Consider the following 13,306-nt stretch of genomic DNA (forward strand, 5'->3'; position numbering starts at 1 on the left):
ACAATGCGTTTAACCAAGATTTGTGCCGCCTTGACGGTAGGCCTGGGTGCTGTAGCGCTAAGTGGCTGTTCCACTCTGGAAGAAATTACCGGTGGTGCAGAAAGCGTAGATTACAAAAGTACAGTACGCGGCGAGCCTTTAAGCGTTCCACCTGATCTAACACAAGCTCAGGCCGATGCTCATTACAAAGCACCGGAAGGCACCAGCTTCAGCAGCTACATGCAGTCACGAGAAGCGCAGCAACAAGCAGCCTCCAGTGGCTCTAACATCCTGCCGCAAACAGATGGTATTGAGGTTAAGCGCGATGGTCAGTTGCGCTGGCTGGTTGTGGACATGCCTGCAGAGAAAATTTTCCCAGAAGTGATTGAGTTCTGGGGAACACAAGGCTTTACGATTCGTAGCCAAGATCCTCGTGCTGGTGTGATCCAAACAGATTGGGCTGAAAACCGTGCCAAGATTCCTGAAGGCTGGATTCGCAGTGCGTTGGGCGCCATCGTGGATCAAGTATTCGACAGTGGCGAGCGTGAGCGCTTTACTACCCGTATGGAACGTGTGAATGGCAAGACTGAGATTTATATCAGTCACCAGCACATGGAAGAAACGCCTACACCTGACGGTACAACCTTCAAGTGGGTATACGGTAAAGAAGATCCTAACCTGAACGCAGCCATGTTGGCTCGCTTGATGGTGTACTTGGGTACGGATCAAGAACGTGCTCAGTCCAAAGTGACACAAGCGGAACAAACAGAGCGCGGCACAGCAGTAGAAACCGTCACTACCTCTAGCGAAGCTTTCTTGCGTTTGAACGAGCCGTTCGACCGTGCATGGCGTCGTGTGGGTGTAGCGATTGATTCCGCTGGTTTTGCGTTAGAAGATCGTGATCGTTCCAGCGGTGAGTACTTCATCCGTTACTTGGATTCCGACACTGGTGAGAAAATCGAGCAAGCCAACATCTTTACTCGTATGTTTGGTGGTCGTAACACGGCAGAAGCTCAGGTATTCCGCATTCGTGTGGTATCGCAGGGCAGTGGCTCTGTGGTTACTGTGCTGGACAAAGATGGTCAAACCATCTCTACCGATACGGCCCGCCGTATCATCACGGTACTGTCCAACCATATCGGAAAATAAGCAGCACGTTTTTCGTAAAAGCCCACCTATAAACAGGTGGGCTTTTTTATTGCACTAAAGGCTAGACAATCTCTCTCAACTTATAGATAATGAGAATTAATATCATTTAATGTTGGTGATGAGGCAGGACATGACTAGTGCATATCTTTCGGCGGTAAAAATGAATCAAGCAGAGCAATCTCGCTTGGACCAGGCTTTGCGCAAAGTGCTTAAACCGGGTAGCTGGGGTATGTTGTTATGTGTGGCCAGCTTTATTTTGGCGTCTGTGCTGGTGGCGTATGTGGGTTTGCAATGGCAAGAGCGTTTCTCTACCACTAAGCTAGATGCCGGTACTAAAACGCTGACGCATGCATGGGAAGGGGCGGCCTATCTAGAGCTGTCACCAGGCGCTAAGGCCAATGTGGTGGAGTATGGCAATAGACGCGAAGTCTATATGCTTACAGGCTCTGCTGTTTTGCATGTATCCGGTGATCATGCTATGCCTACGTCTTTACACATAGGTAATAAGGTCTATCCCATTGCGGATGCTACGGTACAAGTCTCTGTAGCGTCGGAACGCTATAGCGGTTTGGGCACCAATCATGAGTTATTGGTATTACAGAATACGGCTCCTGATCCTTTAGGCTAAAACTGCGCTACGTATATAAAAAGCCCCGCGTGTGTACGTGGGGCTTTTTAGTATTCAGGGTCATGAGCCTTGCTGTGTAGGGCAATGCTCATGTGAGCGATCTTCTCTTTACTGGCGTGGAAACTGTTGCTTCCAGTCGTACAGCAAGTCCAACGCATCGCGTGCACTTAAATTGTCCACATCTAGCTCATTAAAGCGGCGTTGTAGTTCTAGCGCTTGCTCATCTTCAATACTAGGTACAGCAGCTAAGCTGTCTTCCGCTGCAGGAGCAGAGAACAAATCTAACTGATTGCTGGGGTGTTGCGATTCCAGATGGTTCAGTTCGCGCATGGCTTGTCTAATCACCGCCATAGGAATGCCAGCGCGTTGCGCCACTTGAATACCGTAACTACGGCTGGCGGGGCCTTCTTGAACTTCGTGCAAGAACACTATGCCTTGGGAGGATTCTGCCGCCGCCAAATGTACGTTCATGCAAGCTGGTTCGCTATCGGGCAGTCGAGTGATTTCAAAGTAGTGCGTAGCAAACAGCGTGAGAGCTTGGTTGTGGGTCAGCAAGCGATGTGCAATAGCCCATGCCAGTGCCAAACCGTCGTAGGTAGACGTACCTCTACCAATTTCATCCATCAGCACAATGCTGTGAGAAGTGGCTGAGGCCAAAATAGCCGCCGCTTCGGTCATTTCCATCATGAAGGTAGAACGACCACCAGCCAAGTCATCAGCAGCACCAATACGCGTGAAAATACGGTCTACAGGGCCAATGCGTGCCGCAGTAGCGGGGACGTAACTACCCGTACGGGCCAGTAGTGCAATCAGTGCATTCTGACGCATGTAGGTGGATTTACCGCCCATGTTAGGACCGGTAATCAGTAGTAAGCGTCTGTCGTGGCGCAAATCACAATGGTTGGGCGTGAAGTGCTCAATGCTGTGTTCTACCACAGGGTGGCGGCCAGCTTGAATCCATACACCAGCTTGATCACTCAACTCAGGCGCTACCCAGTCATTCATCAAGGCGTGATGGGCAAAAGAAGCCAGAGCATCAATTTCCGCTAAGGCAGATGCTGCCAATGACAAAGGAACGGTGAAATCTGTCAGTGTTTGCAGCAGCGTTTCAAACAGGAATTTTTCTTTGGCCAGACTACGCTCTTTGGCTGACAGCACTTTGTCTTCCCACTCTTTTAGCTCGGGCGTGATAAAGCGTTCTGCATTTTTGAGTGTTTGGCGACGACGGTAGTCTTCGGGCACGTTGTCGGCTTGAGCGCGGCTAACCTCAATAAAGAAGCCATGTACACGGTTGAACTCTACACGTAGGGTAGAAATGCCTGTGCGCTCACGCTCGCGCTGTTCCATTTTCATCAGGAACTCACCGTTATCGCTGGCAAGTGATCGCAGTTCATCCAATTCGCTATCATAGCCATCCGCAATCACGCCACCATCACGTACCAGGAGGGCGGGTTCAGGCGCAATAGACTGGTGCAATAGTGTGGCAAGTTCTGGATCTAGCTGCAATTGACAAGTCAACCGTTCCAACGCTGGTGTGGCAGGAAAATGCTGGCTCAACAGTTGATGAAAGGTAGGTAGTTCTTGCAGCGCGTCGCGTAGGCTAGCCAGCTCGCGCGGGCGCACACTGCTTAATGCGATACGGGTAGAGATACGTTCTAAGTCGGGAAAGTTACGCAGCAGCTTATGTAGCGTCTGAAAGTGCTGGCTAGGTACACCAGTGAGCAGCGACGACACGATTTGCTGGCGCTCCAGTACTGCATCGTTATTACGCAGTGGATGGTGCAGCCAACGGCGCAATAACCGTGCACCCATAGGGGTTTGGCAATGATCCAGTGTAGAAAACAGTGTGGGGGACGTTTCACCACTAATGGTTTCAGTAAGCTCTAAGTTCTTACGTGTCACGCTATCCAGCACCACAAACTCGCCGCTGTGATGCACGCTCAGTTTGTGGATGTGGTTTAAGCTTTGCGATTGTGTATGGCTTACATAACGCAGCAGGGCGCCAGCTGCACACAGCGCTACAGGGTAGTCATCTAAGCCAAAGGCCGACAAACTATCCACAGCAAAATGTGTGCACAGTGTTTGTTCCGCGCCTGTGCTTTCAAAGTGCCAGTCTGGCACACGGCTAAGTCTATACGGGTTGGATAGCGTTTGTTGGCAGCTATCGCTCATGACCAGCTCAGCAGGTTCTAAACGGCTGAGTTCAGAATCCAGCATATCGGGTTGGCATTCGCTTACGGTAAATTCACCGTTAGCCAAGTTCATCCATGCCAAGCCGATGACATCTTGACGGTTTTTACGTCCCGGTACCAAGGCAGCAATAATACGGTCGGCTTTGCTAGGTAGCAGAGCATCATCGGTTAAGGTGCCTGGCGTGACAATACGCACAATTTGGCGTTCTACCGGGCCTTTGCTGGTAGCAGGGTCACCCACTTGCTCACAAATGGCGACTGACTCGCCCAGTGCGACGAGTCGTGCTAAGTAGCCTTCCATAGAGTGGAAGGGTACACCCGCCATAGGTACAGGTTCACCGTTAGACGAGCCACGTTTAGCAAGCGTGAGGTTTAGCAGTCGCGCACCACGCTCGGCGTCTTGGTAGAACAGCTCATAAAAATCCCCCATTCGGTAGAACAACAGATGCGAACCGGCCTCAGCCTTGAGACGCAAGTATTGCTTCATCATCGGCGTGTGATTCGAGAACTCCAAGGCTTCAATATCAATGTTTTGAGTGGTGTTGCTTTGCAATGATGTATCAGGAGTCGTACGTTTCTTGTCGGTCATGTTGGTGCTATCTGTGCCTATCTAAACGGGTGTAGAGAATGCAAGGGATCACGCTAGTACCTGTAGCAGGTAAAAGGGTGATCCCTAGTGTAGTGCATAGTCGCTATTGTCGCGTGGGATGGGTGGGCTATGCAATCCGCAGGTAGGCAGATGTGATGATTTAGGTTGCTGCGCTATTTCTAGAAAGTAGCAACCCACACCCCGCCGCCCCAAGCAATGTCGCACAACCACGGTTAAACCGGCGCTGGCGTTCTGGCACGGCGAACCATTTACCTAAGTGCGCGCCCATGTACGCGTAGGCGGCGATGGCTATCCATTCCAATACCAAAAACAAACTGCCTAACACCAAAAACTGGGGGGCAGCGGCATCTGCAGGGTTCACGAATTGGGGCAAGAAAGCGGTGAAGATTAAGATGGCTTTTGGGTTACCGGCCGCCACCATAAACTCTTGGCGCATCAGTTTCCATAAGCTGTAGTTTTTACTGGTGCCGCGGTTGTCATCTTGAGGGACTTGGCTAACCGGCGCACGCCACAATTGCCATGCCAAGTAAAACAAGTACATGGCGCCTACTACTTTGATGACGGTGAAGGCGATGGCCGAGGTTTGTAGCACCACGGCTAAACCGGACGCCGCAATAGCAATCATGCCTACAAAGGCGACTAAGCGGCCTATGCCCGCTAAGCACGAGACACCAAAACCAAAGCGGGTAGCGTTAGAGACAGAAAGCAGGTTGTTAGGGCCTGGCGCCATATTTAAGGCAAAACAGGCTGGTATAAATAACAGTAGTAATTCTAAAGACATGACTAGGCTTTATTGCTGTGATTATTAGGCGATAGCACGCCTTTATTCTACGATGCTGGGGTGCTGAATGCACTGTTGTAGCGCGATGATGACAGGGACTCTACTGTTCCGCAATATAGCGACCCGGTGGTTTACCCAGTGCTTTGCGAAACATCGTAATAAAGGCACTGACGGACTCGTATCCCAGTGCATCCGACACGCGTTGCACACTAGAACCTGCTGCTAATTGTTGTAGGGCAATCAGTATGTGTAATTGCTGACGCCACCGCCCAAAACTCATACGGGTTTCACGCTGTACCAGTCTGGCTAAGGTGCGCTCACTCATCGCCACTTGTTCCGCCCATTGCGCGACGGTGTTGCGGTTGTTTGGGTGGCGTATGAGCGCATAAGCGATGCGTTGTAATGCCGGATGTTCGGGTATAGGCAGGTGAAGTTGTTCTACCTGCATGCGTCGTAGCTCTTCAAGCAAAACGGCGGTGAGTTGCTTTTCATGTGGTAGATCTAAGTCGCTAGGATCTTCCAGTTGCGCTATGTGCCGGATCAGCTCAACGACTAAGGGAGTCAGCGATAGTGTGCAACAGTGCTCGGGTAAGCCACTAATAGCAGGGTCTACAAATAGTAGGTAGACGTGTCCGTTGGCAGTGATGTGATTGCTGTGTAGCATACCCCCAGGAATCCATACCCCGCAGCGTGGCGGCACCATCCACATGCCACCCTCAGCCTGACACATCACGCCACCTTGAAACGAAACGACCAGTTGCCCTTTATGGTGTCGATGAAAGGGTAACTCTCTAGATTCTTCGCGTGCATTATCCCGTAATGCAGTGACAGGGTATGGCAGAGCATCGGGATCGAAGCTGGTCGTAGCTTGATACAGAGGGGCTGGCATGAATGTTGACCGTTTTTAGCAATAAATAGTCATTATAAGTAAATTCAGAAAGGGCGGGGTGGGCTATCGTAGAGGCTGGCTAATTCAACATGTAGTGAATCTCTGTATGTCAGTGTTTTCTAAACTTCCCCGGTCGGCATGGTTGGTACTGGGGATTTTACTTTTCGCGACCACCTTGCGTGGACCCTTTACCGCGGCAGGCCCATTATTGGAAAGCCTACGACCGGTGTTTGGGCTAAGCACCAGTGAGGCGGGGTTATTGATTACCTTGCCACTGTTGAGCTTTTTTGTGGTGTCGCCATTTGCGCCATTGTTGGCACGAAAAATAGGCTTGGAGCGCGCTCTGTTTGTGGCGTTGCTGATTATGTGCGGTGCCATTGTGCTGCGTTCGTCAGGGTCGCTGTGGGGGCTGTATGCCGGTACCAGTATTTTGGGGGCGGGGATTGCGGTAGGTAATACCTTGCTGCCCAGCTTGCTGAAGCGCGATTTCCCTACACAGATTACAACGCTGACGGCGGTGTATGCCATCACCATGGGGGTGGCGTCGGCTGCGGGTTCGGCAGTTGTAGTACCGCTGGCGCAAAGCCTGAACTGGCAATGGTCATTAGGCGTATTTTTGGTGTTGCCATTGCTAAGTGCCTTGATTTGGTTGCCGCAACTTAAAGCCGTACGTGCCCAGCCCGCCACGGCTACCACTAAAAAGACTACCAAACGCAGCGTATGGAGCATGGGTTTGGCATGGCAGGTGAGCTTGTTCTTTGGTACCACATCGTTGACCTACTACTCTGTGGCAACGTGGTTGCCCGCTATGTTGGTGGACTTGGGTTATAGCCAAGCGCAAGCGGGCTCGTTACACGGTTTGATGCAGTTGGCCACAGCCTTTCCTGGATTGGTGTTGGTGCCTTGGGTGAAGCGCTCTAAAGATCAGCGCGGTATTGCGATCTCGATGGCGAGCTTGTCCTTGTTGAGCTTGTTGGGCTTGGTGTTGTTTCCTGTGGCCGCCACAGTATGGGTAGCGGTGTTTGGTTTTGGTGTGACAGGTACCTTCATTTTGGGGTTGTCTTTCATTGGTATGCGGGCCGCCACCACCGCACAAGCAGCCGCTTTGTCGGGAATGGCGCAGTGCATAGGGTATTTGTTGGCAGCGGCAGGCCCCATCGTGTTGGGTGCATTGCACGATTCCGTTGGTAATTGGCAAGTGCCGCTGTATGTATGTATGGCGCTGTGCGTGCTGCAAGCCGTGCTGGGTATGGGGGCAGGCCGAGCCATCCATTTGCCACAAGATGAACCCGTAGCTGAGGCAGCAGTCGCTACCGCAGCAGCAGAGTAATCTACGCTTGGCGTGTTGCCGCTACAAAGCTAGAGGGCGACACGCCAAAGTGTTTTTTGAAGGCGACAGAGTACGCGCTGTGACTTTCATAACCGCACGTCAGTGCAACGCTGACTATAGGTGCGTCATCCAATAGCATGGGTAACGAGTGCAGCAGTCTACATTGTTGACGCCAGCGTCCAAAGGTCATGCCCGTGCTGCGCTCAAAGTGCCGATGAAAACTCTTGCTGCTCATGGCAAGGCGATCTGCCCAATCATTGGCCGTAAACGAGTGCGACAAGTTGGCCGTAAGGGCATCACACACTTGGGCCATAGCAGGGTCTGTGGGCCACGGTAAATAGCAGGGCAAAGGCTGTTGTTGCTGCAGTTCTTCTAGCAGTAATTCTGACAGTAGCTGATGACGCCGCGAGAGTGTTGGGGGCGTAAAAGTATCTTGTGACAACGCAATGATTAGCTCTCGCAGTAGTGGCGACACGTGCAGCACAGCGTCTTGATCGGCCAAGTGATTACTGATTTCAGCCTTGATAAACAACCCGTGCGCACGTACCTGACTATAGGTAAAAAAAGCATGGTCCGTTTGCGGGCGTAACCATACGGCCGTAGTGGGAGGAAGCAACCATTCGCCGCTGTCAGTCTCTACACGCATCAACCCGTCAGCGGCATACAACAAGTGATAGCAATCATGCTGGTGTGCAGGAACGTGCGTCTGAGCGGGGTAGTGCCCATGCACGCCCGTAACCAGTAATGTGCTTTGCTCGTGGTGTTTCAGATCTAGAAACGTGGCGATTCCGCCGTCTACAGTCATCGCCATAGGGTTGTCTATTTTGAACAATAATCTGTCTATTTTTCTGTAGATAGACAATCAGGTCAAGCCTACACTGTGTATTCCTTGGATGGATTTTGGGTTTTACGCTATGCATCACGTACTACACAGCCTACGACTACTACGCTCCCTGACACTAGGTTGGGGTCAGTGCGTCGCTGTGCGCACCGTGACTTGTCCTGATTCCCCGTGGCCCCAACCGTACTAGCTTTTCCCTAGCAAGGGGAGTCAGGCAAATCATCGAATTTGATTTTCCTGAGGTGTTTATGCTGAGTAATCCGGCCCAAAAATACAAACCTTTTCCCGCCATCAATTTGCCAGATCGCCAATGGCCAGAGCGTACCTTAACGCAAGCTCCAGTGTGGTTATCTACGGATTTGCGTGATGGCAACCAAGCCTTGTTCGAGCCCATGAATAGAGAACGCAAACTGCGTTTGTTTGATGAACTGGTGCGCATTGGTTTTAAAGAAATAGAAGTGGGTTTCCCATCGGCATCGCGTACAGATTTTGAGATTGTGCGCCATCTGATTGAGGATGCAAAAATCCCCGATGATGTGACCCCTATGGTGATCACACAATTACGGCCCGATTTGATACGTGAAACAGTACGTAGTGTGGCGGGGGCACATAGGGTGATTGTGCATTTCTACAATGCCATTGCCCCAGCATGGCGTGAGTTGGTATTCAACATGGAAGTGCCGCAAATTCAGGTCATGGTGCAAGAAAGCGTGCAGTTGCTGCGTGAACTGACGGACAAGCATCCAGAAACAGAATGGGTATTGCAGTACTCACCAGAAACCTTCTGCATGGCCGAGTTGGAGGTGTCTTTATTGATGTGCAACACCGCCATTGAAACGTGGGATGCAAGCCCTACGCGGCCTATGATTATCAACCTGCCTACTACCGTAGAAGTCTCTACGCCCAATGTGTTTGCTGACCAAATAGAGTGGATGCACAGACACTTGAACCGACGTGAGCATGTGGTGTTATCCGTGCACCCACACAATGATCGAGGCACCGGTGTAGCGTGTGCAGAGCAAGCCATGTTGGCGGGGGCGGAGCGAGTAGAAGGCTGCTTGTTTGGCAATGGCGAACGCAGTGGTAACTTAGATCTGGTGACCTTAGCGTTGAACTTGTACACCCAGGGCATATCGCCCAAGTTGGATTTCTCGGATATTTCGGCAGTGGCCAGAATTGTGGAAGAAACGACAGCGTTACCTATACACCCACGCCATCCTTATGTGGGCGACTTGGTGTTTACGGCGTTTTCAGGTTCGCACCAAGACGCGATTGCCAAAGGCTTTGCCGCACAAAAAACAGATGCGTTGTGGCGTGTACCGTATTTGCCCATAGACCCACAGGATTTGGGTCGCACCTACGATAGCATCGTGCGGGTGAATAGCCAGTCAGGTAAGGGCGGTATAGCCTTTTTGCTGCAGCGAGATTATGGCGTGGTCATGCCTCGACGTATGCAGGTGGAGTTCAGTGCAGTGGTGCAAGAACACGCAGACAGTAGTGAAACCGAACTGAATAGTGCGCAGTTGTGGGCTTTGTTCGAGCGCTGCTATTTGGGTGGCCAACAGGCATCCCCAGCGTATGTGTATCACAGTCATAAGCTGCATGACACTGATGCTGGTTTGCAATGCATTGTCTTGGAGATGACGGGGCCCGATGGGAAACGAGTCAGCATAGAAGGTGCAGGCAACGGGCCTATTGCGGCTGCGGTGGCCGCCTTAGGTTTACCCGTGCGTTTGGATAGTTATGAAGAACGCAGTATGGGGGCTGGAGCCGATGCACCGGCCATGGCTATTGTTGAAGTGGTGTGGCCAGGCGTACCGGGTTCGCGCTTTGGGGTAGGACAGCATCCTAATATTGTGACGGCCTCTATTCAGGCGGTGCTTAGTGCGATGAATAGGTTTGTAGCGACGGTGCCTGAATTGTCGTAATTGCTGAAGTCTGGCGATAGTATTCATCGCACGCGCGGGGAGACTGCAGGAAAGCTTTTTGTGATTTGAGACACCAAATCAAAAAAGTTTCCTCTCCGTCTCCCCGAGCATTCCACTTTGGCTACATACACAACCCTGTAAGGCACTAAGCAAGTCATCCGATTTGCCATCCGACCAAAACACCTTCTCTCATCTGTCACAGAAAGAGAAATACCCATCAGCAATTACCAAAGCAAACCCCTAGGCAAGCGACGAAGGGAAGGCGGATGGAAGTGTTTTTTTATTTGGTGTACAAATTAAAAAATACTTTCGCAGCCTAAGACTACGGCAGACAGTCGTGACTAAGCGGGCTTTTACTTGAGCGACACATAAAAAAAGCCCCTACCGTCATCAACAATAGGGGCTGTTTTAGGCATAATCGCTAGTGACTAACCGCGAGCAGCCGCTTCATCAATCAGCGTACGTAAGCCTTTCTCAGCAAACCAATGTGCGCGCTCATCCGCGGTAGGCGGGTTTTCGGCACGTTCTGCTAGCCAGTGATCAATAGCCCTAGTGCGCCAATGCAAGCCCTCTTGGTTGGCGATTTGAATCGCTAAGCCAGGACGCGCGTTCAGCTCTAGCAGCATAGGGCCGTGGTTGGCATCCAGCACTAAGTCCACGCCTAAATAGCCTAGCTCAGTTAGGTCATAACAGCGTGACGACAAGCGCAACTGTATGTCCCAATCGGGGATCTCGTGACCCGCTACCGCCACTTCGGTATCAGGGTGATGCGTGATATGTTGGTTCAGCCATACCCCAGCGGTGGTATGGCCGGTTTCCAAGTCAATACCCGTACCAATAGCGCCTTGGTGCAAGTTAGCTTTGCCGTCAGAGTGGCGAGTGGGCAAGCGTATCATGGCCATGGCTGGGCAGCCTCGGTACACAATAATGCGGGTATCGGGCACGCCTTGGTAGCTTAAGTGCTCAAAGGCTTGGCTAAATTCCACACGCTGTTCGATCATGGCCGTGTCAGGCCTACCCCCTAAGGAGTAGGCACCTGCCAAGATGTTACTGACGTGGTGAGCCAAGGCTTCAGTACTCATCATGCGGCCATTGGCGCGGCGGTAAGCGCCTTTGTCGTCTTTGCCGTTGAATACCAAAATACCGCTACCACCGCTGCCGTGTACCGGCTTTATCACAAAGCTGGATTTGTCTTGCAGCATGGCTCCTAGTGAACGTATGTCACGGTGGGTATGTATCACACCGTACAGTTCAGGTACCGCAACGCCAGCTTTGATGGCGAGTTCTTTGGTGAGAATTTTGTCATCCACCAACGGGTAGCGGCTGCGCGGATTCAGCTTGGCAATGTACTCGCCATTGCGTTGGTTCATGCCAGCAATGCCCAGACGGTGCAGTTCTCGCGGACTGATCCATCGTTTCATAGCTTACTCCTTCAGACGCGGCAGCGAGCTAAAACGGAACAGCTCAGACAAGCGGTAGCCGGTGTATCTACCCAAGGCCAGCAACAACGCCAGTACCACCAGAATGAGTTCTGGGAATACGAAGAACAAGTGTTCTATATAACGGTTCACCAGCAGCAGATAACATACGGCAGCAACTACCAAACTGCCTGCACCTTGTTGGATAGCATCGGCGGGGCCATGCTCTTCCCAGACCAGCGACATGCGTTCAATGGTCATGGCCAATACCACGATAGGGAATAAGCCCAGAGACAAGCCTGCTTGTATATCTAACTGATGTGAGAACACCGCGAGTAACGTCATCAGCACCACCACGATGGTGACAACGGCCGCTAATCGGGGGACCAGTAAGAGTTTTAAGTGTTCCAGATAGAAGCGCAGTACCAAGCCTAAGGCCACAATGGTGCAGAACATGATCACACCGTGTACTAACTGCGTTTCACGGAATGACAGCGCAATCAGCACCGGCATGAAGGTACCGAAGGTACGTAAGCCAATGACGTTACGTAAGAACACGATAAGCAGCGTGCCCAGCGGCAACAGCAGCAGGATGCGATAGGTGTTTTGCACATCAATAGGCAGGTCTTGCAGCGAGAAGCTCAAGAGACTGTCGGTGTGTTTTTGCGCAGCAGCTTGGCTGGCTGCTGTCATGGCATCCAGATAATTACTGCTGGTAGACCACGTGACCTTGCCTTGACGGGCACGGTCCAATGTCAGAGGGCTGGCGCTATCGCCTACCCACCAGACCAAGAAGTCTTCAGGAAAACCGCGTTCGCCCGTAGTAGGGTTCAACGCTACCCATTCACGGGTATTGTGAAATTGCAGCCAAGGAATCGCATTTTGGTGTTGGCTGCGATCAGACAAGCTAAAGCCATGCACTACACGAGCAGGAATACGAGCACCTGCCAATAAGTCCACAATCAATTGTGTGCGTTCTAACGAGCTTGCTGTGCGTGCCAAGAAGGCGGCTACGTTTTCACTAGGCTGGCTACGGTTAACCTCCTGCACCAACAAGGTACTGAAGGAGTCGATGTCAGCCGAGCGGCTACGAATATCGTCGAGCAAGGCATCGGCAGCGGTAGCTAATGCGGGAGGCAGCTCGGGTCTAGCGGCTACACCGGGGAAACCTTGTTGTGCTACAGGTTGGTTATCACGCACCAATTGCACACGGTAGTACAAGGTTTGTGGGCCACCGGGGCGGCGTTGCGTCCACGTAGCGGTGCGGCCTTCTTTGGTGGTTTGGGTGCTTAAGCCGTAACCACGCGAGATAAAGCTTTCATCCACAATGGTGAAACCGGGAGTGTAGTCGGGCAATTGCAATTCTGCTTTGACCGAACTACCAGAAGGTACAAAGTCCACATTGGCTTCTACGGTCCACGCTTCTACCTGACTCACAGGCATTAACGGAAATTGCAGGACACGGACTTTATAAAAGAAAAGGCTGCAGGCAACAGCCAGCAACACGAATACCAGCAACGGCAGGTGTAATCGTTTCATGAGGAAATGTTAGCGAAAAACT

At 51.7% G+C, this 13,306-nt stretch carries 10 protein-coding genes; 4 read left to right on the forward strand and 6 right to left on the reverse strand.

Going from position 1 to position 13,306, the window contains the following annotated elements:
- The first annotated feature begins 3 nt into the window (after positions 1–3).
- Together bamC and AC3QL0_RS03750 are read left to right on the forward strand one after the other, a co-directional pair.
- Positions 4–1,128, forward strand: a complete 1,125-nt coding sequence (gene bamC, locus AC3QL0_RS03745; protein ID WP_493010935.1) for an NlpB/DapX family lipoprotein — start codon at positions 4–6, stop codon at positions 1,126–1,128.
- Positions 1,129–1,258: 130 nt separating this feature from the next.
- Entirely contained in the window at positions 1,259–1,756 is a 498-nt protein-coding gene (locus AC3QL0_RS03750; protein ID WP_493010142.1) for a hypothetical protein, read from the forward strand.
- Positions 1,757–1,864: 108 nt separating this feature from the next.
- On the opposite strand, the gene mutS is transcribed toward AC3QL0_RS03750, so the two are convergent.
- From mutS to AC3QL0_RS03765, 3 genes are all read right to left on the reverse strand, one after another.
- Positions 1,865–4,537, reverse strand: coding sequence for a DNA mismatch repair protein MutS (gene mutS / locus AC3QL0_RS03755; protein WP_493010143.1), 2,673 nt, complete (start codon positions 4,535–4,537; stop codon positions 1,865–1,867).
- A gap of 160 nt (positions 4,538–4,697) precedes the next feature.
- Positions 4,698–5,339, reverse strand: coding sequence for a LysE family translocator (locus AC3QL0_RS03760; RefSeq protein WP_493010144.1), 642 nt, complete (start codon positions 5,337–5,339; stop codon positions 4,698–4,700).
- A 100-nt stretch (positions 5,340–5,439) separates the two neighbouring features.
- Complete coding sequence (locus AC3QL0_RS03765) at positions 5,440–6,228, reverse strand: AraC family transcriptional regulator (RefSeq protein WP_493010145.1); 789 nt, start codon at positions 6,226–6,228, stop codon at positions 5,440–5,442.
- A gap of 106 nt (positions 6,229–6,334) precedes the next feature.
- Here AC3QL0_RS03765 and AC3QL0_RS03770 point away from each other — a divergent pair, with 106 nt between their 5' ends.
- Positions 6,335–7,558 (forward strand): MFS transporter, encoded by a 1,224-nt coding sequence (locus AC3QL0_RS03770; RefSeq protein WP_493010146.1) that lies wholly within the window; start codon positions 6,335–6,337, stop codon positions 7,556–7,558.
- Between the two features lies 1 nt (position 7,559).
- On the opposite strand, the gene AC3QL0_RS03775 is transcribed toward AC3QL0_RS03770, so the two are convergent.
- Complete coding sequence (locus AC3QL0_RS03775; protein ID WP_493010147.1) at positions 7,560–8,369, reverse strand: AraC family transcriptional regulator; 810 nt, start codon at positions 8,367–8,369, stop codon at positions 7,560–7,562.
- A gap of 278 nt (positions 8,370–8,647) precedes the next feature.
- On the opposite strand from AC3QL0_RS03775, the gene leuA reads away from it, so the two are divergent.
- Positions 8,648–10,327 (forward strand): 2-isopropylmalate synthase, encoded by a 1,680-nt coding sequence (gene leuA / locus AC3QL0_RS03780; protein WP_493010148.1) that lies wholly within the window; start codon positions 8,648–8,650, stop codon positions 10,325–10,327.
- A 428-nt stretch (positions 10,328–10,755) separates the two neighbouring features.
- Here leuA and AC3QL0_RS03785 read toward each other — a convergent pair whose 3' ends face one another.
- Together AC3QL0_RS03785 and AC3QL0_RS03790 are read right to left on the reverse strand one after the other, a co-directional pair.
- Positions 10,756–11,748 carry an alpha-L-glutamate ligase-like protein gene (locus AC3QL0_RS03785; RefSeq protein ID WP_493010149.1) on the reverse strand — a complete coding sequence of 331 codons (993 nt, stop codon included), beginning with the start codon at positions 11,746–11,748 and terminating at the stop codon, positions 10,756–10,758.
- A gap of 3 nt (positions 11,749–11,751) precedes the next feature.
- Positions 11,752–13,284 carry a UUP1 family membrane protein gene (locus AC3QL0_RS03790; protein ID WP_493010150.1) on the reverse strand — a complete coding sequence of 511 codons (1,533 nt, stop codon included), beginning with the start codon at positions 13,282–13,284 and terminating at the stop codon, positions 11,752–11,754.
- Between the last annotated feature and the right edge of the window lie 22 nt (positions 13,285–13,306).

This window comes from Paenalcaligenes sp. GW821-LYS-B07-1, assembly GCF_058803365.1.

What these genes read in the sequence shown, in the direction of transcription:
- AC3QL0_RS03775 (WP_493010147.1), bottom strand. Translation starts at nt 8,369, where the DNA reads ATGGCGATGACTGTAGACGGCGGAATCGCCACGTTTCTAGATCTGAAA.
- AC3QL0_RS03765 (WP_493010145.1), bottom strand. Translation starts at nt 6,228, where the DNA reads ATGCCAGCCCCTCTGTATCAAGCTACGACCAGCTTCGATCCCGATGCT.
- AC3QL0_RS03750 (WP_493010142.1), top strand. Translation starts at nt 1,259, where the DNA reads ATGACTAGTGCATATCTTTCGGCGGTAAAAATGAATCAAGCAGAGCAA.
- leuA (WP_493010148.1), top strand. Translation starts at nt 8,648, where the DNA reads ATGCTGAGTAATCCGGCCCAAAAATACAAACCTTTTCCCGCCATCAAT.
- AC3QL0_RS03790 (WP_493010150.1), bottom strand. Translation starts at nt 13,284, where the DNA reads ATGAAACGATTACACCTGCCGTTGCTGGTATTCGTGTTGCTGGCTGTT.
- bamC (WP_493010935.1), top strand. Translation starts at nt 4, where the DNA reads ATGCGTTTAACCAAGATTTGTGCCGCCTTGACGGTAGGCCTGGGTGCT.
- mutS (WP_493010143.1), bottom strand. Translation starts at nt 4,537, where the DNA reads ATGACCGACAAGAAACGTACGACTCCTGATACATCATTGCAAAGCAAC.
- AC3QL0_RS03785 (WP_493010149.1), bottom strand. Translation starts at nt 11,748, where the DNA reads ATGAAACGATGGATCAGTCCGCGAGAACTGCACCGTCTGGGCATTGCT.
- AC3QL0_RS03760 (WP_493010144.1), bottom strand. Translation starts at nt 5,339, where the DNA reads ATGTCTTTAGAATTACTACTGTTATTTATACCAGCCTGTTTTGCCTTA.
- AC3QL0_RS03770 (WP_493010146.1), top strand. Translation starts at nt 6,335, where the DNA reads ATGTCAGTGTTTTCTAAACTTCCCCGGTCGGCATGGTTGGTACTGGGG.